Origin of the sequence: [Phormidium] sp. LEGE 05292 (assembly GCF_015207735.1) — a bacterium.
In the GTDB taxonomy this organism is placed as follows: domain Bacteria; phylum Cyanobacteriota; class Cyanobacteriia; order Cyanobacteriales; family Aerosakkonemataceae; genus Floridanema.
On sequence record NZ_JADEWG010000024.1, the window covers coordinates 1 to 24,939 of the forward strand.

The 24,939-nt window shown below is 41.4% G+C and carries 17 protein-coding genes; 10 read left to right on the forward strand and 7 right to left on the reverse strand.

Going from position 1 to position 24,939, the window contains the following annotated elements; translation table 11 throughout:
* Positions 1-91 precede the first annotated feature (91 nt).
* Positions 92-997, reverse strand: coding sequence for a calcium-binding protein (locus IQ264_RS09475; protein WP_193980509.1), 906 nt, complete (start codon positions 995-997; stop codon positions 92-94).
* A gap of 143 nt (positions 998-1,140) precedes the next feature.
* Complete coding sequence (locus IQ264_RS09480; RefSeq protein WP_193980510.1) at positions 1,141-1,518, reverse strand: histidine kinase; 378 nt, start codon at positions 1,516-1,518, stop codon at positions 1,141-1,143.
* Positions 1,519-1,753: 235 nt separating this feature from the next.
* Between IQ264_RS09480 and IQ264_RS09485 the strand changes: the two genes are divergently transcribed.
* From IQ264_RS09485 to IQ264_RS09500, 4 genes are all read left to right on the forward strand, one after another.
* Complete coding sequence (locus IQ264_RS09485; RefSeq protein WP_193980511.1) at positions 1,754-1,951, forward strand: hypothetical protein; 198 nt, start codon at positions 1,754-1,756, stop codon at positions 1,949-1,951.
* Between the two features lie 704 nt (positions 1,952-2,655).
* Positions 2,656-4,857 carry an SLBB domain-containing protein gene (locus IQ264_RS09490; protein ID WP_193980512.1) on the forward strand — a complete coding sequence of 734 codons (2,202 nt, stop codon included), beginning with the start codon at positions 2,656-2,658 and terminating at the stop codon, positions 4,855-4,857.
* Between the two features lie 135 nt (positions 4,858-4,992).
* Positions 4,993-7,305, forward strand: a complete 2,313-nt coding sequence (locus IQ264_RS09495; RefSeq protein WP_193980513.1) for a GumC family protein — start codon at positions 4,993-4,995, stop codon at positions 7,303-7,305.
* 104 nt (positions 7,306-7,409) lie between these two features.
* On the forward strand, positions 7,410-9,827 hold the full coding sequence (locus tag IQ264_RS09500; protein ID WP_193980514.1) for a GH116 family glycosyl hydrolase: 2,418 nt from the start codon (positions 7,410-7,412) through the stop codon (positions 9,825-9,827).
* 64 nt (positions 9,828-9,891) lie between these two features.
* Here IQ264_RS09500 and IQ264_RS09505 read toward each other — a convergent pair whose 3' ends face one another.
* The 3 genes from IQ264_RS09505 to IQ264_RS09515 form a co-directional block, all read right to left on the reverse strand.
* Positions 9,892-13,698, reverse strand: a complete 3,807-nt coding sequence (locus IQ264_RS09505) for a DUF4347 domain-containing protein (RefSeq protein WP_193980515.1) — start codon at positions 13,696-13,698, stop codon at positions 9,892-9,894.
* A 431-nt stretch (positions 13,699-14,129) separates the two neighbouring features.
* Positions 14,130-15,587: a M16 family metallopeptidase gene (locus IQ264_RS09510; RefSeq protein ID WP_413470343.1), complete on the reverse strand. Its 1,458-nt coding sequence runs from the start codon at positions 15,585-15,587 to the stop codon at positions 14,130-14,132.
* Positions 15,588-15,706: 119 nt separating this feature from the next.
* On the reverse strand, positions 15,707-17,206 hold the full coding sequence (locus tag IQ264_RS09515) for a M16 family metallopeptidase (protein WP_413470342.1): 1,500 nt from the start codon (positions 17,204-17,206) through the stop codon (positions 15,707-15,709).
* A 504-nt stretch (positions 17,207-17,710) separates the two neighbouring features.
* On the opposite strand from IQ264_RS09515, the gene IQ264_RS09520 reads away from it, so the two are divergent.
* From IQ264_RS09520 to IQ264_RS09540, 5 genes are all read left to right on the forward strand, one after another.
* Positions 17,711-18,331 carry a TetR/AcrR family transcriptional regulator gene (locus tag IQ264_RS09520; protein WP_193980517.1) on the forward strand — a complete coding sequence of 207 codons (621 nt, stop codon included), beginning with the start codon at positions 17,711-17,713 and terminating at the stop codon, positions 18,329-18,331.
* Between the two features lie 42 nt (positions 18,332-18,373).
* Positions 18,374-19,255 (forward strand): hypothetical protein, encoded by an 882-nt coding sequence (locus tag IQ264_RS09525; protein WP_193980518.1) that lies wholly within the window; start codon positions 18,374-18,376, stop codon positions 19,253-19,255.
* A gap of 141 nt (positions 19,256-19,396) precedes the next feature.
* On the forward strand, positions 19,397-20,506 hold the full coding sequence (locus tag IQ264_RS09530; protein ID WP_193980519.1) for a VWA domain-containing protein: 1,110 nt from the start codon (positions 19,397-19,399) through the stop codon (positions 20,504-20,506).
* Positions 20,507-20,533: 27 nt separating this feature from the next.
* A complete protein-coding gene (locus IQ264_RS09535) occupies positions 20,534-20,725 on the forward strand; it encodes a hypothetical protein (RefSeq protein ID WP_193980521.1) in 192 nt (63 codons plus the stop codon).
* A complete protein-coding gene (locus tag IQ264_RS09540) occupies positions 20,726-22,042 on the forward strand; it encodes a site-specific DNA-methyltransferase (RefSeq protein WP_193980523.1) in 1,317 nt (438 codons plus the stop codon).
* Here IQ264_RS09540 and IQ264_RS09545 read toward each other — a convergent pair.
* Both IQ264_RS09545 and IQ264_RS09550 read right to left on the reverse strand, forming a co-directional pair.
* On the reverse strand, positions 22,017-22,877 hold the full coding sequence (locus IQ264_RS09545) for a hypothetical protein (RefSeq protein ID WP_193980524.1): 861 nt from the start codon (positions 22,875-22,877) through the stop codon (positions 22,017-22,019). The two genes, IQ264_RS09540 and IQ264_RS09545, sit on opposite strands and share 26 nt — an antisense overlap.
* 30 nt (positions 22,878-22,907) lie before the next feature.
* A complete protein-coding gene (locus tag IQ264_RS09550; protein ID WP_193980526.1) occupies positions 22,908-23,351 on the reverse strand; it encodes a DUF4332 domain-containing protein in 444 nt (147 codons plus the stop codon).
* 128 nt (positions 23,352-23,479) lie between these two features.
* On the opposite strand from IQ264_RS09550, the gene IQ264_RS09555 reads away from it, so the two are divergent.
* Positions 23,480-24,889: an aminopeptidase P family protein gene (locus tag IQ264_RS09555; protein ID WP_193980527.1), complete on the forward strand. Its 1,410-nt coding sequence runs from the start codon at positions 23,480-23,482 to the stop codon at positions 24,887-24,889.
* Positions 24,890-24,939 lie beyond the last annotated feature (50 nt).

Here is a 24,939-nt window from a genome sequence, read left to right on the forward strand (position 1 = left end):
AAGGGGACAAGGGGATGGGGAGAAATAATTTAATTTAACTATTTCTTCTATTCACCTTATCTCCCCACCTCCCCATCTCCTCTGCCTTTAACTAGCCTTCAGTAATAAACAAAGCGTTACTGACTTGCACGGCGCTTTGATTGAGGACAACACCAATAAAAGAGCTATTGGTACTGAGACTAATTGCTGTACCTTGAATGAGACCGTTAAAAGCAAATTTATTCAAGTCGATTAAGCCAGATTTTTGGGCTGCTTGTAGTTCAGGGGATAATTGATTGATAAAGTCACTAACCGGAGTTGGAACAATTTCTTGTAGGGCTAGCGATCCAATGTTGCCTGTAAAATTGGTAATGCCAATTTTTTCGCCAAGGGCGAAATCTAATATTAAATCTGATTGAGATAATTTATTTGTTGCCCCATCTCCTCGCAGAACAAATACATCAACATCTAGTACGCCTACGTCTGCAATACCTCCATTGAGAGCATCTTGACCGAGATCTCCAAATAGAGTATCTGAACCTTGATTACCAAGAAGGACATCACCACCTTTTCCACCACGAATGATGTCGTCTCCTAAGCCTCCTTCAACATAGTCGTTGTCCTGATTACCGTTGATGAAGTCATTTCCTTCCTGTCCAAAGATGGTGTCGTTACCTTCTCCACCGTAGATTATGTCGGCTAAATCTAATAATTGGTTGTTGATACTGCCGCCGTAGATTATGTCATTCCCAAGATCGCCGGAAATGAAGTCTTTGCCTTGTTCCCCAGCTATAGTATCGTTTCCTTGGCCTCCAAAGATGGTGTCGTCGCCTTTTCTCAAGATTAAGAGATCGTCTCCTTGGTTGCCGTAAACAATGTCTGCTTGGTCTGAGCCAGTTATTGTATCGTTTCCAGCTAAAGCTTGTAAACCACCAGGTAATGTAGCTAGCAAACCTGGGGTGATTGTAAAATTATCTGCCTGGTCTGTTAAGTTAAAAAATGGTGGGTTGGCTGGCATATTTCACTCCTCTTAATTAACTGGATCAATTTTTAAATTAATAGTAATGCGAGATCATCTTTCAAATCTCAGTAATTAGAGGGATTTTGAAAGGCAAAAAAGTAACATTTAATTAGAGATTTGCCTTTCTAGTTTAATTATGTTTAACAGCTTTCTGTAGCAAATTCGCGACAGGCTTTGATGCCCAAATTGGGATTGCTGCGATACTCATCACTGGGAATCAAAGTGTTAATTTGGCGATTCATCCGAATGAAATAAATGTATTCAACGTCTGGGGCATAATTTACTCCAACTCGGAGGTTGGAAAAATCGTCTTCGCAAATTTCATAGCCAAATCTGACGACTATTTGAGCTACTAAACATTCCGGGGTATCACCGTACTCGCCACAGGTTTCTCTCTCTTGCCAAAATTTTTCTAAGAATGGTTCGAGGATCGGTAAGACTCTGTTAGGTGCGCCATTTCTGCTAGCGTAGACGACTACGGGATTGCCTTCAACAATTATGTGACAAGATGTAACCATTTTCTTCAAATCAGGGGTTTCCCAATTTAGGGTAGCGCCCTTTGATATTCATGCGGTAGAGGAATTTTACATAAACTAGGGAATCGGGACTTTTGGATTCAACGATCCCAAAACGATCCCAAAGATTTGTGTAAAGATTTATCAAAATAAAGCATTTTGTAGCTTAAGTTACAGAATTTCCTGTTATCTTAAATAGTGAAGAGAGAACGAACAAGTTCAACGAGGAAAAAAGGTCATGTCTGCACAAGAACAAGCTCGGTCTTTGATGATGCGTCATCACCATTTGATTAAAAACCGCCAGCAATCTATGCTAGGCCGTGCGGCGGCAGAAATGGGTCTATCTGTTGATGTAGATAATTGGGTACATACGCAAGGAAAACCGGAACCTTCTTTCCGGGATACTTACGATCGCAGTAATGCTTCTTTAAGCTAGTAATTTTAATTCGGAGAACTTTGCCATTCGTTTAAGATATTCACTTACTGATTCAGTCATTCTGTTAACAATTGCCATATTACTTTGGGCGTTCTTGGAAGAAGAGAACGCCTTTAAATTTTTGGTAGTTTTTCTGGGTAATTAACAATAAATTAAATTCTTGAGATTTTTGGGGCAAAATTGGACTACTTGGCTAGAAATGTGGCAGCATATCTAGAGGTATTAGGGTGCTAGTTCCGTCAGTTTGTCAGGCAGTATAGTGGAAATTACCATTGGTAATGTGTAGGTCTGCAAAGGAGGTATAGGCATTCTGGTAATAGTACTACTCAAAGCAACTTGGCTACGCCACGAAGAGAGCGAACAGCAAAAGTTTCTACAATATGTTAATCGGCTATAATCTGGTTTGACCGGGGAACGGTTGAAGACAAGTTATATTTTTTTTGACAAATGCGCCAAAAGTATGTATTAAATGCCGTAAGTAAGAAAAAAGTTACAAAAGTTAGAGAAGTTGCAGATTCCTGGTGATTTCTGAATTCTGAACAATTGTGATTCTGCTGTCTGGAATTTGTGAGACTTGGTTTGGGCGGGTTTTGTTGTTAATTTTTCTGCTGCGATTACAAACTGATCTACTAAACCCGCCCCTACAAGTTTGACTATCTATTACTGACAACCTCTGCAAAATTTTTAGTGACGCTGCTAAAGTAATGTTGAAAAAATCGCTTTGCCAAACGAACAGCTTACAAGCAAAAAACAACACAAGTGTTAAACTGTCGTTGGTTAACCAGAAAACTTCGGTAATTGCTTTGTCAATGCTTGTGTTGACAGTTCCTCAAGTGACGTGGGCGCAAGCACCGGGAAGAACGCTGAACAATTGTCGTCCAGGTAGTGGTCGTTTTGGGCCAGAACCAGCTTATACTTTGGGTGCGGGCGATCGCATTGGCATAGATATATTCAACGTTCCAGAATATAGCCGAGAATATCAGGTTTTGGTCAATGGAGCAGTTAACCTGGCACTGATAGGGAGTGTCTCACTTAAAGGTTTGACCTTGGAACAAGCTTCTAATTTAATTTCTTCTCGCTATGCACGGTTTTTGCGAAGACCGATCGTAACTGTTAACTTGGTAGCACCTAGACCTGTACAAATAGCGATCGCAGGAGAAGTCAATCGTTCCGGTTCTTATATTATTCCTCTGGCTGCTGCTGGTGGTGCAGGTGGTACAGGTGGTGCAGGTTTTCAATTCCCAACATTATCCCAAGCCTTAACTTTAGCCGGGGGAATTACACAGTCAGCCAATTTGCGTCAAGTTAGATTGCAAAGACCTGGTTTTGGGACAATTAATTTAGATGTTTTTGGGTTGGTGACTCGAGGTGAACTCTGCGAAGATGTTACTCTGCGGGATGGAGACAGCATACTTATTCCCACCGCAACAACAATTAATTTAACAGCAGCACAGGATATTACTAGATCTAATATTGCTCCAGTACAAAATGTGCCTTTAAATATTTTAGTAGCAGGAGAAGTGATTCGTCCGGGTCCAGTAATCGTTCAACCAGACCAAACGGGAGCTTTGCCTACTGTATCACGGGCGGTTCAAGTGGCTGGTGGTGTGACGCAAGCGGCAGACCTCAGTCGAGTTCAGCTGCGTCGCTTTACTAGCGGTGGCAGAGAGCAGATTATTGGGGTAAATTTGAATCAAGTATTGCAGGGTGGCGATCGCCGTCAGGATTTGGTTTTACAACAAGGTGATACGATTGTGATTCCCACTGCACCAAGGATTAGTCCCGATCAAAGTTTCACTATCACCAATAGTACGTTAGCACCGTTACAAAATCAGCCCATCAATGTGGTTGTTGTCGGGGAAGTGACTCGTCCTGGCCCTTACAGTGTACAACCATCACAAACTGGTTCGCCGCCTACTTTGTCGCGGGCACTGCAAGCCGCTGGCGGAGTTAACCAAACTGCTGATATTACTAACTTGCAGTTGCGCCGGATTACTCGTGATGGCAGTATTCTGACGACTACGATAAATTTACAACAGTTGTTGCAGGGTGGCGATCGCCGTCTCGATATCTTTTTACAAGAAGGAGATTCGATAGTAGTGCCGACGGCAACTGCACCTTTACCGCCAGCCCAATCTTTAGAGATAGTTTCTTCTAGTATTGCAGCCGATCCTTCCCAACCTTTGAACGTAGCTGTCGTGGGTGAAGTATCACGTCCAGGAACTTATCTGATTCAACCATTTAGACCTGCCCCAGGCGTTCAGGGGGCGCTACCTTCTTTTGCGGGATTACCTACATTGTCCCAAGCGATTCAACAGGCTGGGGGAATCACGCCTTTGGCGGATATTCGCCGGATTGAAATTCGCCGTAGTACTAAGTTGGGAACACAACAAATTTTAGTATCTAATTTCTGGCAATTGTTGCAGTCGGGCGATCGCTCTCAAGATTTAATTTTGCAACAAGGAGATACAATTTTTGTCCCTACAGCGCAGAATATCGATCCATCAGAAGCGCCTCAAATAGCCTCTTCCAGCCTGTCCCCAACTAATATCACCGTCAATGTAGTTGGAGAAGTTGTGAGACCAGGAAGTTTACAACTACCACCTAATAGTTCTTTAAACCAAGCTTTGCTAGTAGCAGGAGGTTTTTCTCCTACTCGCGCCCGCACCTCTTATGTACAATTGCTCCGCTTAAATCCTAATGGTACAGTGACGAAACGTAATGTTACCGTTAACTTTTCTAGAGGCATCAATGAGGAAGCAAATCCGATTCTTCGGAATAACGATATTATTATTGTGAATCGCTCTTTGGCAGCAGAAATTACGGATGGGTTGAGAATATTCTTAGATCCGATCAGCAGTTTCTTCTCAATCTATAACTTTTTCCGTATTCCTTATCCTTATTAGGAGTGATTGAGAATTTTAATCTCAGGATGTGGAATTTCTCTTGGTCGGTAGTTGGTGATTTTTCCCTGGTACTGACTACTACCAAAAGTCTCATAATAATTGACTTAACAGTACTAGTAAAGGAAGCAGTGTCCTATGAAAATTAAACCATACAGTCAACCGATATTCCCTAACAATAATAATGGAAAAAATCTTCATTCCTTTCCTTATATTTATCCAGAACAAGTACATGAAGAAGATGCTAATAAGTTAGAGTTAAGACAGGTTTTTGGGATATTACGTCGTCGCGCTTTGGTTGTGGCTAGTGTGGCGATCGCAGTGGCTACAGTTGCGGGAACAAGGGCTTGGAATACACATCCTTTGTATGAAGGAAAGTTTCGAGTTTTGGTAGAACCAATTACTGCGGAAACTAAGGTAGCGCAAAATTTCGGCGCAATTGTGTATTCTATTTTAGATTATGATACCCAAACTGAAGTGTTACGCAGTCCTAGTGTCATGGATGGAATTATTAAGAAAATTCAGGTTGAATATCCAGATATTAGTTATGGTTCTTTGATGCCAAGTTTGGTAATTAACCGTTTGGGTAGCACAAAAATTATTGAAGTACGCTATCAAGATAGCGATCCAAAAAGAGCAGAAAACATTTTACAAATTATTGCTGATGGTTACTTGAATTATAGTCGGCAACAACGCCAAACTGATGTGCGCCAAGGAATTGATTTTGTTCAGCAACAGTTGCCGAGTTTGCAAGCAAGGGTAAATACTCTACAAGCAAAATTACAGAAGTTTAGGCAAGAATATAATTTTATCGATCCTGAACAAAAGGCGCAAGATTTGGGAAGTCGAATTTCGGGAATTCAGCAACAACAAGTGGAAACAAATACTAAGTTAAATGAGTTGCGATCGCTTTATATTTTGTTGCAAGGACAGTTGGGATTACAGCCAAGTGAGGCGATTGTAGCATCAGCTTTGAGCGAAGCTCCCCGATATCAAAAATTACTCACTGAATTGCAAGATGTAGAAACTAAATTGGCAACAGAATCTGTGAGATTCACAGAAGATAGTCCCATGCTCGATGCACTCAAGCAAAAAAGACAAAAGCTGTTACCTTTGATTGCTCAAGAAAGCCAAAGAGTTATCGGTAATACTCTTTCTCCTGGGACAATCAATACGCAAAGACTCAGCAATCAAAACTCGATTCGCTTATCTTTAACTAAGCAATTTGTTGATGCGACTAATGAAATTAAAGTTTCAGAAGTGCGGAGTCAAGCGTTAAAACGTACCGAAGAGTTATTAGTACAAGAATTTAAACAAATGCCCGTTCGCGCTCGTGAATATACAGATTTGCAGCGAGAATTAAAGGTAACAACTGAAAGCTTATTAAGATTTTTGTCTACTAGGGAAAATTTAGAAATCGAAGCGGCGCAAAAAGCAACTCCTTGGCAATTAATTGATGCTCCTAATCAAAGTTATCCCATTTCTGCTAACAAATATCGTAATTTAATGTTGGGCGTAATTGCAGGATTGCTTTTAGGTGCTGGGGCAGCTTGGTTAGTAGAAATGCTAGATAGTGTATTCCATTCTGCGGAAGATTTGAAAAATCAAACTGGAATGCCTTTATTAGGGATTATTCCCTTTAGTAAGCTTTTGAAAAAAGTTAGCCCTGGGGAAACTTCTGAGGCAGGTGGTTTATTATTACCGCAGGGAGAAACGGCAATTGCTACTGAAAATAGTCAAGTCCATTCTCGGTATAATGCTTCTCAATTTGTGGAATCTTTCCGTTCTCTTTATACTAATATCCGTCTCCTGACTACGGATATGCCAATCCGAAGTTTAGTAATTAGTTCATCGACTCCCGCAGAAGGTAAAACAGTAGTATCTTTACATTTAGCTCAAGCAGCAGCAGCAATGGGACAACGAGTATTATTAGTAGATGCTGATTTACGCCGTCCCCAAATTCACAAAAGATTGGGTGTAGCTAATATGCGGGGATTAACCAATTTGATTTCTTCTGAAGACCTAGATTTTCATGAGGTAATTCAAAGTTATCCTGAAGAAGAAAATTTATATATTATGACGGCGGGACAAATTCCCCCTGATCCGACTCGTCTGTTATCTTCGGAAAAAATGCAGAGTCTTATGGCTGATTTTCAGTCAGCTTTTGATTTAGTTATTTATGACACTCCACCTTTAGTTGGTTTCGCAGATGCTAGTATTTTGGCAACTCCTACTGATGGGGTCATCTTAGTTGTTGGACTAGGAAAAGCTGACCGTTATCCGTTAATGCAAGCATTAGATACGTTGAAAATTTCTGGAACGCCAATTTTAGGTTTAGTTGCTAATGGAGTGAAGAGTTATACTACTCGTTGGCATGATTCTTACAATCGCTACTATAACCAATCTCCTGTCAATCAAAGGGCTACTCAGCAATTTACAATCGATCGTTAGTGATTAGTCATTAGTCATTTGTTAGTTGTAATTGGTAAGGTTTTTGAGCTAAAAACCATGCTATAACAAATAACGAATGACAAATGACTAATGATAAATAACCAATGACAAATGACGAGTTAAACATTCCGCCTTATACTTGGCAACGTGCGATCGGCTTGGGTTGGGAAAATTACTACAAAGTTCGGTATTCTAGTAATTTAGATGATGGCCCTTGGCATGGTGCGCCGTTAGGTGGTTTTGGTGCAGGTTGTATTGGTCGTTCTTCGAGAGGAGATTTTAATCTTTGGCATTTGGATGCGGGAGAACACACTTTTCAAAATATTCCAGCTTGTCAATTTAGTGTGTTTGAACAAGTAGGAAATGAACCGGGAAAAGCTTATGGTTTGTGTACAAAACCGCCGGAAGATGGTAGTTTGTCAGCTTGGAATTGGTATCCAGAAAATAATTCTGGGACTTATCATGCGCTGTATCCGCGCAGTTGGTTTGTTTATGAAAATGTATTTAGATCGCAGTTAATTTGTGAACAATTTTCGCCTATTTGGGCGGGTAATTATCAAGAAAGTTCTTATCCGATCGCAATTTTTGCCTGGAGTATTCATAATCCTACTGACCAGCCAATTACTATTAGTATTATGCTAACTTGGCAAAATATTGTTGGTTGGTTTACTAATTATTTGAAAACTAAAGAAGTGCGGGTGCGAGATGATGGTAGTCCCGTTTATGATTATCAACCAAGGATAGGCGATAGTACTGGTAATTTTAATCAATGGATTGAAGAACAATATCGAGTTGGTTGTTTGTTAGATCGGGTAAGATTGGGTGAGGAAGTGCGAGAGGAAGAGGGACAATGGGCGATCGCAACTCTGGCTAATCCGAGTTTAGAAATTTTCCATCACACTCGTTGGAATCCTGCTGGTGATGGCAATGATATTTGGCAAAGTTTTGCCCAAGATGGTTCTTTGCCAGATATAGAAAATGAAATACCCGCAGATCCCGGAGAACAAATTGGCGTAGCAATGGCAGTTAGGGTAACAGTTAGGCCAGGAAAAACACGCCAAATTCCGTTTATTTTAGCTTGGGATTTTCCCATTACTGAATTTGCTGATGGCATAACTTATTATCGACGTTATACAGATTTTTTTGGGCGAAATGGCAAGAATTCTTGGTCAATGATTCGCACTGCTTTAAAGCATTACGACACTTGGAAAGAGAGAATTGTAGATTGGCAAGAACCAATTTTATCGGGGGAAGATTTGCCCAATTGGTTCAAAATGGGGCTATTTAATGAGTTGTACAATTTAACTAGTGGGGGAACTATTTGGACAGCTGCTTCGGAAACAGATCCAGTTGGTCAATTTGGGATTTTAGAATGTATTGATTATCGTTGGTATGAGAGTTTAGATGTACGTCTTTATGGTTCTTTTCCTATAGTCATGCTTTGGCCTAAACTAGATAAAGCAGTCTTGGAAGCTTATTCTAGGGCAATTCCGACTTTTGATGATAAAGAGCGAATTATTGGTTATAATCAAGCGTCAGCTGTGCGGAAAATTGCTGATGCAACACCCCATGATTTAGGCGCACCTAATGAGCATCCTTGGGAGAAAACTAATTACACTAGTTATCAAGATTGTAATTTGTGGAAGGATTTACCCTGCGATTTTGTCTTGCAAGTTTATCGTTATTTTGTGTTTACTGGAAGAAAGGATATTGAGTTTTTAGAGGAAAGTTTTCCGAGTATTGTTAATACATTGGCTTATTTGAAAACTTTTGATTTAGATGGGGATGGGATACCGGAAAATTCTGGTGCGCCGGATCAAACTTTTGATGATTGGCGGTTACAGGGTGTGAGTGCTTATTGTGGTGGGTTGTGGTTGGCGGCTTTGCAAAGTGCGATCGCAATCTGCGATCTTTTAATTCAAAACCGCAGAGACGCAGAGGACGCAGAGAAGAGTTGGGAGAAACAAAAGTTTATTTATGAGAGTTGGTATCAACAATCTCAAAAAGTATATCAACAAAAGTTGTGGAATGGTGAATATTATCGCTTAGATAGTGAGAGTAATTCTGATGTAGTTATGACTGATCAATTGTGTGGTCAATTTTATAGTCGTTTATTAGGACTACCGGATATTGTCCCACAAGAATGTACTATTAGTGCTTTGAAAAAAGTTTATGATTCCTGTTTTGTAAAATTCAATAATTTACAAGCAAGTAAGCTATTTCCTCATTCACCTCTTGGTGCTGCTAATGGTGTTAAACCTGATGGGTCGCCAGAAAACCCTAAAGCTACTCATCCTTTAGAAATATGGACAGGGATTAATTTTGGTGTATCTGCTTTTATGTGGCAAATGGGAATGCAGCAGGAAGCATGGCAAATTACCGAAGCAGTTGTTCAGCAGATTTATCAAAATGGTTTACAATTTCGTACCCCAGAAGCTATCACTGCTGCTGGTACTTTTCGCGCTAGTTACTATCTGCGTGGGATGGCAATTTGGGCGATATATGCAGTAATTAGATGCTGATTCTGTTGCCCAGATCCCCGACTTCTTGAAGAATTCGGAGATCTAGATTTAGCTCATCTTAGCCCTATAAAACATTGGTTCCAACAACCAGATTGTTAGCATTTACATTGTTTAGAGTGACTAGCGTACTAAAGCCTGCCCCTCCATCGATACCATCCCGATCGATCTGGACTAAAGTATTGGCACCTGACTGGGCAAATCTCAGGAAGCCATCAGTAACGGGATTTGAACCCGCATAGTCGAGACTGTCAAACAATGTACTTAGATCCAGTATGTCCTGGCTGGTGTTGAAGTCTGTGATGATATCGGTGCGGTTATCAAAGGAGTTATAGACAAACCGATCGCTCCCTGCACCACCAGTCAGGGTGTCATTTCCTGCACCACCAGTCAAGATGTTATTGGCTAAGTTACCTACGATCGCGTTATTGAGGTTGTTACCCGTACCTTTAATGGCGGCAGTTCCAGTCAGGGTCAGGTTTTCCACATTGCTACTCAGCGTCCAAGAGATCGAGGACTGTACCAGATCGATTCCAGAATTGCTGGCTTCAACCACCGTATCACCTGTGTTATCGACAATGTAGGTGTCATTTCCCGCATTACCTACCAAGCGATCGGCCCCAGTACCACCATCCAGGATGTCATTGCCATCACCCCCGTTCAGGGTGTCGTTGCCTGCACCGCCATTCAGAGAGTCGTTACCCACACCACCAGTTAGGATGTTTTTGGCTGAGTTACCTGCGATCGCGTTATCGAGATTGTTACCTGTACCGTTAATCGTGCCAGTTCCCGTCAGGGACAGATTTTCCACATTGTTACCAAGGGTGTAGGTAACAGATGACTGTACTGTATCGATTCCCTCGTTGAGGTTCTCAACAATAACATCACTAATGTTATCGACTATATAGATGTCGTTGCCCGATCCGCCGATCAGCGAGTCAGCACCCAGTCCACCGTCGATCGTGTCATTGCCAGCTAGACCCTGAATCGTATCAGCACTGCTGCTACCAACCAGGTAGTCGTCCCCAGCAGTTCCAGTAGTGGCGTTTGTACCGCTTGTAACCGAATTTACTGTCAGGCTGAAGCCAGTGGTGGTAGAGAGTCCGCCGCGATCGGTAGCTCGAAGTAGTAAATTTACCGTTCCAAGGTTGGTGCTCGTCGGAGTACCGCTGAAGGCACGGGTGGTGGGATCGAAACTCAACCAGGTGGGCAGAGCGCTACCATCACTGAGGGTAGCACTGAGCGTTATCGCATCTCCGGCATCGGGGTCGCTAAAGGTAGTGGTAGGAACAATATAGCTAAAGGCTGTTCCAGTAGTTGTTGTTTGATTGGCGATCGCCGCAGTAATAAACGGAGCTTCATTTAGGTCTTGAATGCCGATGGTGAAGGGTTTTTCAAAAATGCCACCCTTGCCGTCATCTGTCCGTATCCGAATGCTGTAAGCTGACTTGGACTCAAAATTAAAGGATTGAGCAGTTTGCAGGGTATTACCAGCGATTTGGAAGGCGGCATTATCGGTGCTGCCTGTGCCTGTTACCAGCGAGTAGGTAAAGGTATCGCCAACATCAGGATCGATCGAGCTAAAAGTTCCAACGATCGTATTAACAGCGAGATTTTCGGCAACGTTGGCACTGCTCAAGCTGAGGTCTATTGGCGCACTGTTGATCGCCGTAGTATCAGGAAGGTCGTAAACTGCTACCGTCAGTGCTTTATCGAAAAAGCCACCTTTGCGATCGTTTGCCCGCACTCGCACGCTGTAGCTCGACTTGGTTTCAAAATCAAAAGTCTGCAAGGGAACTAAGAGATCGCCATCAATTTTAAAGACAGCGTTATCGCTATCACCAGCCCCAGCAACCAGCGTGTAAGTATGAAGATCGGTGGTATCGGGGTCAGTCGCGCTCAACTTCAGTGCTACCGAGTAAGCGTTCTGAATGGGCGTTACTAGAACATTCTCTGGAATAAAGGTGCGATTAGCGAAATTAATATCGGTTGGGGCGTAATTCACGGTATTGATGCTACCCCCGCCTTCATAGCGAGCCATCACAAAATTACCGTTGGCGGTTCCCGTCAGCACAATTTTGCCGTCAGGCTGTGTTACCAGTTGAAGAGGGTTATCGGTGGTGGTGCCAAAATCAGTGGTTACTTTGCCGTTGTTGCCAAAACTAGTATCCAGGCTACCTGTGCTACTATAGCGCATTAGGACAAAATCACCGTTGGCTTGCCCTGCGACGGAAATCCTGCCATTGCTGTCGATCGCAACTCCGGCAACAGTTGTTATGGCAGAAGTCGTGATTCGACCGCCGATGCCAAAGTCAGGATCGAGGCTACCGTCGCTGTTGTAGCGGAGCAAGATAGACGTGGCACCCTGGCTACTGGTGCCATCTGCCGCAACCACGATCTTGCCGTCGGCTGTCAGCGCAAATTTAGCTTGGGAGTAAAGACTGAAGGAAAAATCATTTGGAAGAATTTGGAAAAGCGATCTGGTAATTCCCAAGGTGCCAAAAGTATAGTCAAAACTACCATTTTTAAACCGCAGCAGCGTTAAACTTCTAGAAGTATCCGGCCCACCTGTGAGCAGATTGGTACCAAATCCCAGAACTACCAGTTTGCCGTCGGGTTGGAGTACAGCATCTCTAGCGGAATTTATATTGTTGACCGAAATAGTGAGAGAACTTCCCACCATATAGTCAGGGTATGTAGGGAGAGAACCAAAAGTAGTATCAAAACTGCCATTACTATTAAAGCGCTGCAACACAAAGGGGCTTATTCCACTCGACGAAGTAGCATCTTCAACTAAAATAATCTTGCCATCGGGCTGAAGGACTGCTTTGCCCAATTCAGCCCCAAGGTATCCAGGTCTAAAAAGCGCCTTACCATTGTCGCCAAAACTGGTATCCAGGCTACCATCACTGTTATAACGGACAAGGGCGAAGCTATCTAAATAAGTGTAAGCGGCAGGGAGTTTGATAGTTGTCGGACCTGCTACGACAATTTTGCCATCTGGCTGCACTAAAACCACTTGACCTCGGTCTCGATCGGGAGCGGTTCCACTATAAATATCTGTGGTGACTTTGCCACTATTACCAAAGGTGGTATCCAGACTGCCATCAATGTTGTAGCGAGTCAGAGAAAATAAATTGCTACCGGGTGATAGACCAGACCCAGTTGATAAAATCTTGCCATCGGGCTGGAGGGTAATCCCGTATGTAGACACAAAACCGCCGCTGGTTATCACCTTACCACCACTGCCAAAGCTGGGATCGAGACTGCCCGGAGCAAAGATAGCAGCGTAGGTCTGGATAATTTCATTCTGGAAGCAGAGTCCTACTTCCATGTCACGGGTTGTGACATCTAACTGCCAGTTACCGCCCAGAAATGAAGCTCCTATGGGGGTGGTGGAGGCGGCGATCGCTACTCCCGTTAACTGCTGCAAGCGATCGATGAATTCACTGCCTGCATCCCCTGCTGCTACATGACAGCCATAGAGGAAAAGCTGACTCTCTGGGCGAGCAAACCAGTTTTGCACAGCCGGAGCATAGTGTGCCAGAGTATCTAAATTAAGTTGACTATTACCTAGATACAGACAACCGGGTTTCCCATGAGACACAATATGCAGGGTCTGGACAGGGGGCAGATGATTGAGCGTGGTGGTAATCTGCTCAACTCCATCCTGGTAGGAATTGAGAATCAAGATTTGCGAGCCTGGTAAAACTCCCGCTGCTAAAGTTTGATAATCGGGCAAACCAGGGTCTATTACCACCAGTGCCGGGATTGGGTTCAGAAAGGGGTGATGAACCGGAACTAGCTTTGCTTCTTGTCTAGATGAAGTAAATTGCGGTGTTGCACCTGTCTCGATCGAGGAAATAGTCTCCATAGAAAAACCTGCTTTATATGTGGTTCAAGGGAAGTAAATTACAAAATTGCATAGCTACGAGAAAACACGATGCTATTAAAAAACACCCCGTCAATTTCTGTGTAATTTCCGATTTCGTAACAAGTTTTTTTGGCTAATTTTAAGCATATACTTAAGAATTTACACTGAATATATAAATATCCAAAATTTACTGAATCTTTATATACAGGAATTATTATTGACACTAAATATGGTGGGATGGTGCGTTACATGGTGTTAACGCACCCTACCCATAGAGGTATTGCGTAAATCCTGAGATATATGAAGTAACTGTAAACTGTTATTTGGCATTTGTTTGCTTAGTGAAATTAGCAACAATGCGTAAGCCCTAATAAAAATAAAGGGAGAGGACAAAATCAACCTCTCCCAAAATCTTTGATAATTTTTTGAATTTATTGTTTTGATGCAGCCGTTGTTGGTGGTGGAATTGTAATATCCACGTTGGTAACTTCTGCGGCTAAAGTTGTTAGTGGAGGTTGAATTGCAGTCGCATTTCCTACTACTAAAGTGGCTAATTTTTCAGGTTGGAGGTATTTTTGAGCGACACGCTGGACATCAGCTGCGGTAGTTGCTTCTACGTTGCGCTGATAGCGGAAGAGGAAGTCGGGGGGATAGCCGAAATACTCGTAGCGAATTAGCCGGGAAAGAGTTTGGGCGGGTTTTTGGAAGTTAAAGACGAAGGAGTTGAGTACAGAATCTTTGGCGAGGGCGAGTTCTTCTGGGGTGACTGGTTCAGTTTGGATGCGCTTAATTTCTGCGAGGATTGCTTTAATGAAGGGTACGGTAGCGTCGGAACGAGTTTGTCCGCCTGCGACAAAAACACCAGGGTAATCAAAGCGGGGACTCCAGGCACCATAAACACTGTAAGCTAAACCTTGGCGCGATCGCACTTGGTTAAACAATCTCCCACCGAAACCATTCAAAACGCCACTCATCACATCTAGGGCTGGATAATCAGGATTGTTAAATAAACCTCCTAAATGTCCGATTTGCACATAACTTTGGGTCATTTGGGGCTGATTAACCAAGAAAATTCCGCTGGTTTTTGCTTGGGAAACTTCTGGTAAAGGAGGAACTTTCAGCTGATTATTTTTTTGCCAATCACCAAACTTACTTTCAATAAGTTGACGCATGACTTTGCTATCAAAATCTCCCACTACGCCTAAAATTATGTTGTTGGGATAGAAATATTGTTGATAGAAACTCTGCAAATCTGCACGGGAAATATTGTTAACAGAGGCATATTCTACCGTGCGGGCGTAAGGGCTTTTTTCCCCATACATGAGTTTTTGAAATTCCCGACCAGCGATGTCTTCTGGGTCATCATTACGCCGAGAAATATCACCTTTAACTTTAGTTTTTGCTAACTCCAATTTGTCTTGGGGAAAAGCTGGTTCGCGGAGTACTTCTACAAACAAACTAAATACTTCGGGCAAATCTTTGGTTAAACAATTAAAGCTAGCACTACCAGATACTTCCCCAATAGAAGTTTCTACAGAAGCGGCGCGTTCTTCTAACAATTGATTTAATTCATCGGGTGGATGTTTTTTAGTTCCCCCACTCCGCATTACTGCACCAGTGATTCCAGCTAAACCGATTTTATCAGCGGGTTCCCAGCGATCGCCAGTGCGAATTGTTGCCGATCCACTGACCAAAGGTAGTTCGCGATCTTCCATGAGATAGACGATCATACCATTATTTAATTGAAAGCGAGTGTATGCTGGAACTTTAATTTCTGGCAGGGATGGAAATGTCAATTCCGTATAATGTTTAGCTGTAGTTGCTGCTACTGAAAAGTCAAAATTAACAGCTAAAAAAGCCAAAGTTACTCCCAAGCCCAAAATTCCCATTAACCATTTATAACGGATACTCAACAAAGAAAAACCTCTCTCTCTTTTACCTGTTAAACTTTTCCTAAACATGAAAAAAATTCCTCTGTGTCCTCTGCGCCTCTGCGGTTTCATCATGTTTAACTCTCCTTGGGTAGCAGACGACCAATAGTGCGATTTTCCGGTATAAACGTTGCTTGAGCTACTCGTTGAATATCAGCAGGAGTCACGGCTTGTATGGTTTCCAATTCTTTAAACAGATTTTTCCAACTACCTGTTTTTACATCGTATTCTACTAACAAAGAAGCCATACCAGAATTAGAATCTAGCGATCGCAACAATCCTGCTCTAGCCTGAGTTTTTACCCGTTCTAATTCAATTGTCGAAACTGGCTCAGTTTTCAATTTAGTAATTTCCGATTGTAAAGCTTTAGCGACTTCATCAACAGAATGACCTGGTGCTGTTAAAGCATAAAACAGCATCATTGAAGGATATTTTTCCCCCGGAAACCCACTAAAACCTTGAGCAGAGAGAGCTATTCTTTGCTGTTCTACCAACGACTTGTATAAACGAGAAGTACGTCCTTCACTCAACAGACTACCAATTAATTCATAAATCACGTAATCAGGATTATTCATTGCAGGTTGATGATAACCTTCTAAGTACCAAGGTTGGCTAGGCAAACGCAAAGTTACTTCCCTAGTTTCTGTTTGTTTCGGTTCAACTGGCAAAGCATTTTTTGGCTTAGGTTTAGCTGGATAGCGACCAAAATAAATTTCGGCTAGTCGCTTTACTTCGGCTGGTTTAACATCACCAACTACCGCCAATGTCAGGTTACTAGGAACATAGTAAGTTTCAAAAAATTCTTCAACATCTTCCCTGCTTAAATTCCGTATATCTCGATCGTATCCAATGACTGGACGGCGATAAGGATGAACTTTGTAAGCTTTATCAATAAAAGCTTCAATCATCATACCAATTGGGGAATTTTCTACCCGCATTCGGCGTTCTTCCAGGATGACTTCTTTTTCTTTAAAAAACTCGCGAAATACGGGTTCTAAAAATCGTTCTGACTCCAAAGACATCCATAATTCTAGTTTGTTAGCCGGAAAACTATAGAAATAGCGAGTCTCATCGTTAGAAGTAGTAGCATTTAAACCGACACCGCCAGATTTCTGTACAATTTGACCTAGTTCGTTTTGGTTGACAAGTTCAGCTGCTTGAGCTTCAACTTTCTGAAATTCACCTTGTAATTTGGTAACTTCTGCTTGTTTACCTGCGGCTTTAGCTGATTGAATTTGTTGCCATAAACTATCTAACTTTTCTAAGATAGGTTTTTCGGCTTGGTAATCTTTGGTGCCAATGCGTGTGGTTCCTTTAAAAGCTAAATGTTCTAAAAAGTGTGCTACACCAGTTTTACCTTCTGGTTCATTTGCACCACCGACATCAGCATAAGTAAGAAAGGAAACTACTGGTGCTTGGTGTCTTTCCAAGACTATGAATTTCATGCCATTATCTAGTTTAAACTCGGTGATGCGCTGCATGACTCGATCTAGATATGGTTGAATTGAATCAGCTGTTGCTGCTGGGTTTTGAGTAAGTGCCAGGGCGATTCCTGGTGTAATTCCAAACCATAGCATTATGGTGCATAGAAAGGAGATGAGCCTAAGCATAAAAGAGGATAGAGACATTGTTTTCCCAGATCAAATTATTGGGGATACTAGTTTAATAATTTCTCCCCTACGGATGTTTTTTTGGTGACTATTTAGTAATTATGCTGATTTTCTGTGTTATTAACAACATCAGTAATTTAAAATTTAAATCAGAAAATGGGAAAATCATATTTTTATATATTTAACAAATTTATAATTAGCATAATTTTTGAGCAAAATACATTGAGTTAAGATGTTTTTTCATAAAAAAAAGTAAAGTTTTGTGCGATCGCTCCTGTTTTTAGTTAAAGATTATTTTTATAAAATAAAGGCAATTAGGGCAAGGACAGGTTAATATTAGGTAACTATAGCTCGCAGAAATCCTAATACTTCTCGATAGTTTACTTGTAACTGGGAAATTTCCCTACTAAAGGCCGATCTCAGCCATTTATCACCAGTTTTCACTCCAGTTAAGATAACAGATTACTCACTATGGGAATTTTGCAGAAAAATCTTCAGCCTCAGTCAGAAGATGCCACGCGCACTCGAATTATTAAGGCTGCACAAAAATTATTTGCTCGTCAGGGATATGATGGCACAACGACTCGCGATTTGGCAGCAGCAGCAGGAGTAGCTGAAGGAACTGTGTTTAGGCATTTTCCTAGTAAGAAGGCAATTTTAATCGAAGTAGCGACTCAAGGTTGGGTAGAAATTCTTACAGATTTGCTGACAGAATTAAGTGAGATGGGAAGCTATGAAGCTGTAGGACAGGTGATGCGGCGAAGGATGCTAAATTTCCATAAAAATGGCGATTTAATGCGAGTTTGTTTTATGGAAGCGCAGTTTCATGAAGATTTGCGCGATCGCGTTCAGTCCGAAGTAATTGATAAAATGACGAATGTGGCAGAAGCTTTCTTTGAAACAGCAATGGAAAAAGGGATTTATCGAAAGATGAATCCGCGAATTGTAGCACAGGTATTTGTGGGAATGTTTGCGATCGCAGGTTTCAGCCACAATACAATTATGGAGCCCCAAGCTTCACCCCAAGTTATGAAAGAAATGGCAGAAGGTATTGCCGACATTTTCTTAAATGGAGTTTTAGCGAAAGGTTAATTTTCAAAGCTTATAATTCATCAGATTGTTGACTCTAATCTAATGACTGTTTTTCGTTATGACCAATTTGCCAAAGATTATCTTAAAGAATTGTTATCACCTTTAGGAGAGGTGGAAACAAGTCGTAATATTGCGGGTGAAGTGCGGGAAATTGATGTTTGGTTTGCCCCAAGGGGGGAGGTTGCACCTGCTACTCAGTTGGGATTATTAGGACGCTTGGCGGCTACTGCGGCGATTTTTGAACCTTATCGGAATGCGATTAATTTGGGTGATGTTCGTAGCTGTATGGGCAAATTGTTTGATGTTTTTGCTTTTTTAGAACGTCAAGCAAGACGAAATAATACTCGTATTGAGGAGACAGATTTACCTTTTCTTTGGATAGTTTCTCCTACAGCATCAGAAGCTCTATTATCAGGTTTTGGCGCTACACTTGATGCAGAAAACTGGGGCAGCGGGGTTTATTTTTTCCCAGCACATTGGAAAGCGGGTATTGTGGTAATTCACCAATTACCGAAAACTCAAGAAACTCTTTGGTTACGCCTTTTAGGTAAGGGGAGAGTGCAGCAAGAAGCTATTGATGATTTGGCAAAAATTCCCGAAAACGATCCTTTGCGGGTTGTGGTGTTGGAGTTGTTAAGTAACCTCAAGACTATATTAGAAGTAAGCCAAAATTTGGAGCCGGAGGAGCAGGATTTAATTATGCGTTTGTCACCACTTTATGAGCAACGTTTGGCTGAAGCTACTCAGCAAGGTATCGAGCAAGGACAACGAATTTTTGTGGAAAATTTGTTGCGTGCGAAATTTGGAGAGTTGGATGATGAACTAAGGGGAATTATTCAGCCTTTGTTAGCTTTACCGCCCGCAGATTCAACTGCTTTGTTGTTACAGTTATCCCGTGAAGAATTGTTATCTAGGTTTAATTAGGTTTTGTTGTTTGAAAAAAAAGAAACCCGGTTTCTTGAATAAATCGGGTTTCTTGATTGATGAATTCAGTTAAAATGTAACTGAATATTTAAGTTACATTCGCAAACGATACTATTTAATAGAGAAAATCAGAAAACCATTATGCAGAAACTCTCTCGAATTCTCTTTTCTATAGCCCTAAGCTTGAGCATCTTATGTTTTCCTAGTACGGCTTTGGCTAAAGCTAAAATTCAGCTCGCTATTCTGCTAGATTCTAGTAATAGCATGGATGGACTGATTGACCAAACTCGGACTCAAATTTGGCAAATTGTTAATTCGTTAACTAAAGTCACCAAAGATGGGGAAATACCAGATTTAGAAGTTGCTCTCTACCATTATGGTAATGATAGTATACCTTCTCAAGAAGGGTTTGTCAGATTATTAACTGGATTTACTTCGGAATTAGATTTGGTTTCAGAAAAGCTATTTACGATCCGAACTAACGGCGGTCAAGAATATGCTGGTTGGGTAATTCGATCGGCTATGCAACAATTAAATTGGAGTAAAGATCCAGAAGATTTTCGAGTGATTTTTATTGCTGGTAACGAACCATTCGATCAAGGTCAGGTTTCTTGGCGTGAAGCCATTACTCTTGCTTCTGGAAAAGATGTCGTAGTTAATACTATTTATTGTGGTTCAGCAGAAAGTCAAGAGCGACAACTTTGGGCTTCAGGAGCTAGTTTAGCACGAGGTAGTCATTTTAATATTAACCAAGATAAAAAAGTTGAATTTATTAAATCTCCTTATGATGAGCAAATTGCTAGTTTAAATTCTCAACTCAATCAAACTTTTATTCCCTACGGTACACAAGGAGAAATTGGACAACAACGACAGACTAGAGAAGATAGTAACTCTGGGCAAAATTTAGCAATGCGTAGTATTTCAAAAGCTTCAGGATATTATAATAATGCTTCTTGGGATTTAATTGATGCGATCGATCAAGGAATTGTCAACCTCGAACAATTATCAGATAATGCTTTACCGCCAGTTATGCGGGGAATGACTTTAGCTCAAAAGCGCGAATATGTAGCTAACAAGAAGGCTGAAAGAAACAGAATTCAAGCTGCTATCCGTGACTTATCGCAAAAACGTAATCAATATGTTGCCAATCAACGCCAAGCTAATAGCAATAATGGCGAAAATACCCTTGATATCGTAATTATTCAAAGTCTCCGCCAACAATTAGCAGCTAAAGGTTTTAAACTTCAGTAGACAACCATCATCGCTGAAAAGTTTGTAATGGATGCTTTAACTCAAGAACTTGATATGAAACAGCGTCAATGGCAACCTGATATTGCCCAGCAAGTGCGGCAATACCTAACGGAGATTATTGAATTAGCAGATCGAGATAGGTTGGATTTGGTGCGATCGAGAATTGTAGAACAAGAAGTGTTAGATTTAATTGATGAATCCAAAAGAATTAACAGTTAAATGGCAACAGGAATACCAGGTAAAACTAAAGCCAAAAGCAACTTGAAGAATAATCCTAAGCTATCATTTCGCTTAGAGTATGAAGGAAAAGCTTCTATTGATGAAATATTTAATACTCCTCCAGCCAAACTACATCGAGTTCTCAGCGTAGATAAACAACCAAAAAATCGACTCATTTACGGAGAGAATTTAAGAGTTATCCGCACTTTATTAGATGATGCTGATATTGCCGGAAAAGTTGGATTAATTTATATCGATCCGCCTTACGCTACAGGACTAGGCTTTGAGTCTAGAAAACAAACTCATGCCTATCACGATTTTTTAGATGGAGCAGATTATTTAGAATTTATTCGTCAACGTTTGATTTTACTTAGAGAACTATTAGCAGATCATGGATCTATCTATCTCCATTTAGATGAAAACATGGCTTTTCCTGTCAAAGTCTTAATGGATGAAATTTTCGGAGCTAAGAACTTTCGGAATTGGATTACTCGAAAAAAATGCAATCCGAAAAATTACACCCGCAAGCAATACGGCAACATTTCTGACTATATTCTTTTTTATACAAAAGGTGATGATTATGTCTGGAATCAACCCTTTGAAGCTTGGACAGAGGTTACAGCTAAAAAAGAATATCAATATATAGAAGAAGAGACAGGAAGACTCTACAAAAAAGTTCCTGTTCATGCACCAGGAGTGAGAAAAGGCGAAACAGGTCAACCTTGGCGCGGTATGCTTCCGCCACCTGGTAAACATTGGCAATACCCACCAAAAGTTTTAGATGAAATGGATGCCAGAGGCGAAATTTATTGGTCACAAACAGGCAATCCTAGAAGGAAAGTGTACTTTGATAATAGTAAAGGTATTGGAGTTCAAGATATTTGGCTTGAATTCAAGGATGCTCATAATCAAAATATTAAGATTACGGGTTATCCAACCGAAAAAAATCCAGAAATTCTCAAGCGAATTATACTTGCCTCTTCCAATAAAGGGGATCTTGTATTAGATGCTTTTTTGGGAAGTGGGACTACAGTTGCAGTTGCAGAGGAACTAGAAAGAGAGTGGATCGGTATAGATAATTCACCATTAGCAATGGACATTACAGTTCATCGTTTAGCTAATGGAACTGAAGCAATGGGTGATTTTGTTAATGGTAATGGAAGTACACCGAAACAGGAACCTTTGATTAATACAAATAGAATTTTGCACGGCGGACTGGATATGTATTTTGAGCTTGCTTCAGATTTAAAACCTATTCCAGAAAATACAGTTGAAGTTTGGAAAAATAAACTTAACTTTCAAGCCAATCTTTGGTGAATCTTTCATCTAGCATTTTTAGAGTACATACCATTACTTTTCCTTGTCCATTGTCTTCCAAATCTGCATAATCATTCCACATTGAACCAAGAGTTAGTCCTGGGCCATCATTAAGAAAAAGTATTTTTAGGGGAATTTTGTAGGTTTCGGCATATTCAAGAATTTGTGTAACTTTATCTCGATTTCCACTGATGCGATCGTCCTCCTGTCCTCCTCCTCGGTCTGTATCGTAACGAGCAAAACCTACAACTAGGGGAGTGCGATCGTTACGAGAAATAAAAATGTCTGCTGGAGTTTTAGATTTCCAATTCTGCAAAACTTTATTGAGTAGCACGTCTTTTCCCGCACGTACAGGGCCTTGAATAAGATATTCTGAGCCAAAATGAGCCTCAAACCATAAGAAAAAAGCCTCAGTTAATTCATATCCCTTTTTGCCACGATCCTTATATTCCATGAGGATAGCCATTAATGCTTCATCTGGTTTTGGACGACTGGCAAATTTTTCGCTAACTTCTTGTATATCTCGAAATCTATTCCCGTAATCTTTGATTATGTTGGGAATATTTTTCTTGATTTTTAGCATTTCGACAGATGTATCTGGTGAGGCATATTTGCGAAAGATTCTGAGTAGTTGAATACGTAATGGATCGTTTAATTCGGTGATGTTAATCAGGAGATTGGCAGAACTATTAGCAGTCTGAACTAATTCAGCAAATTTTTCTAGTAGGCTACCGTAAAGTGCTGGTGCTTGAGCTAAATAGTCTGGATAAAACTCTGAATCAACAAAAGTGATGTACTGAGAAGCTCTATTTTTATAATCACGAAATGAGTTCACTGGATACCCCCTTAGCTTGCTTGTTGTACCTCATTTTCGCAAAAGAGTTTTCGCCTGTTGAATCCAACAAGAAACTTCTTCGACAGGGGGACAAAGGTCACGACGCTGCATGGTGGAAACTTGTAATTTTAAAATTTGTTGATGTACTTTGTGGGCGGAACTTTGGGCTAATTGGTTGACTGAAGCAATGCCAGCGTGTAAGAGTAAGCCACAATATTGACAACCGACGCTGGGAATGCGGGCTAAATCTGCTAATGCTACCCATTTTTGGACGTGATGTATGGGTTTCTGTAGTTGATTGGCTAAGGCTAATTTTTTTTCTGAGGTATTTGCTTTTACTAACAATTGCACAGTAGTATTAATCCCACATTCCGAGAGTTGGGCGCAGTCTTGGGCACTCAATCCCGGTAGTTGTACAATTGACCAATCACTAAACTTGATGCTGTTTTGGGCAGTATTGGGTTGAGGAGTCATTCTTTTGTCCTACTCTCAAACTTAACTCTTTTGTTATTCTGACAAAGAGATATGCTCCCGGAGGGTTAGTTCAGATAATGCAACTCACGATCGAAAGGCCAGCGGAGTCAATTAACAATTTTCCTTTTATGCTGACACAAACAGCTTCTTGGGCGGAGACTAATGGCAGTCGGGTTTCCCTTGCTGATACTCTCCGCAAAAGACGGCAAAAACTCTTTAAGATGATTAATTTTCCGGTCGTCCTCTGGTCAGGGGTTCGCAGTTCGCGGAATTTTCCGGGAAATAAGTTACCTTTTCGCGCCAGCAGTCATTTTCTTTACTTTGCTGGTATACCCCTGGAAAATGTGGCGATTCGCATGGAACCACCAGGGACGCTGGAACTGTACATGGATGACCCCAGTTTAGATGATGAACTGTGGCATGGGAAAAAGTTACTCAGGGAAGAAGTTGCGGAACTGATTGGGGCAAATATTGCTTTCCCAATGTCAGAATTATGGTCGAGAGCATACAGTAGTGCTACGATTCCGGTTCAGGATGTTTACCTGCAACAGCAACAGTCAAATATGCTACATCGTTGGCTGTATTCGGCTAGTTCCTTGAGTTGGATTGACTGGGAATTGGCTTATGCTATTGTCCAATTGCGCCTTTGCCATGATGCTGGTGCTATAGCTGAGTTACGCAAAGCTGCTGCTTGCACGGTACAGGCGCATCGGACGGGAATGGCGGCGACTCGTCACGCCAAATTTGAGGCGGAAGTACGGGCGGCAATGGAAAATGTGATTTTCGCCCAGCAAATGAACTGTGCTTATAACAGCATTGTGACTGTTCATGGAGAAGTGCTACACAACGAACAGCATTACCGGGCTTTAAATCATGGGGATTTGTTGCTGGTGGATGTGGGCGCGGAAACGGCGCTGGGGTGGGCTTCTGATGTGACGCGCACTTGGCCTGTTTCTGGTAAGTTTTCACCAACGCAACGTGATATTTATGAGGTGGTGCGATCGGCCCATGATGCTTGCATCGCTAAAATTGCTCCAGGGGTGGAATACAAGGATATTCATCTTCAGGCGGCGACAACTCTTACTTATGGGTTGGTACAATTGGGCATCTTAAAAGGTGATGTGGAAGAGTTGGTGGAAAATGATGTTCATGCGGCATTTTTCCCGCATGGAATTGGGCATTTAATTGGTTTAGATGTTCATGATATGGAGGATTTAGGCGATTTATCGGGTTATGAGTTGGGGCGGACAAGAAGCGATCGCTTTGGCTTAAAATTCCTCCGTTTGGATCGTCCTTTGCAAGCGGGAATGTTGGTCAGTATTGAACCTGGTTTCTATCAAGTTCCTTCACTTTTGAATTATCCCGATCGCAGAGAATCTTTCCAAGAATTTGTGGATTGGGATCGCTTGGCACAATTCTCTGATGTTCGGGGAATTCGCATTGAAAACGATGTGTTAGTTACGGATTCTGGTTGTGAGGTAATTACTGGTGAATTGCCAACTCATCCAGATGCGATCGAACATCTGGTTAACAGCTAAAACAATTTTAGATTTTGGATTTTGGATTTTGGATTAGCAAATTTTAAATC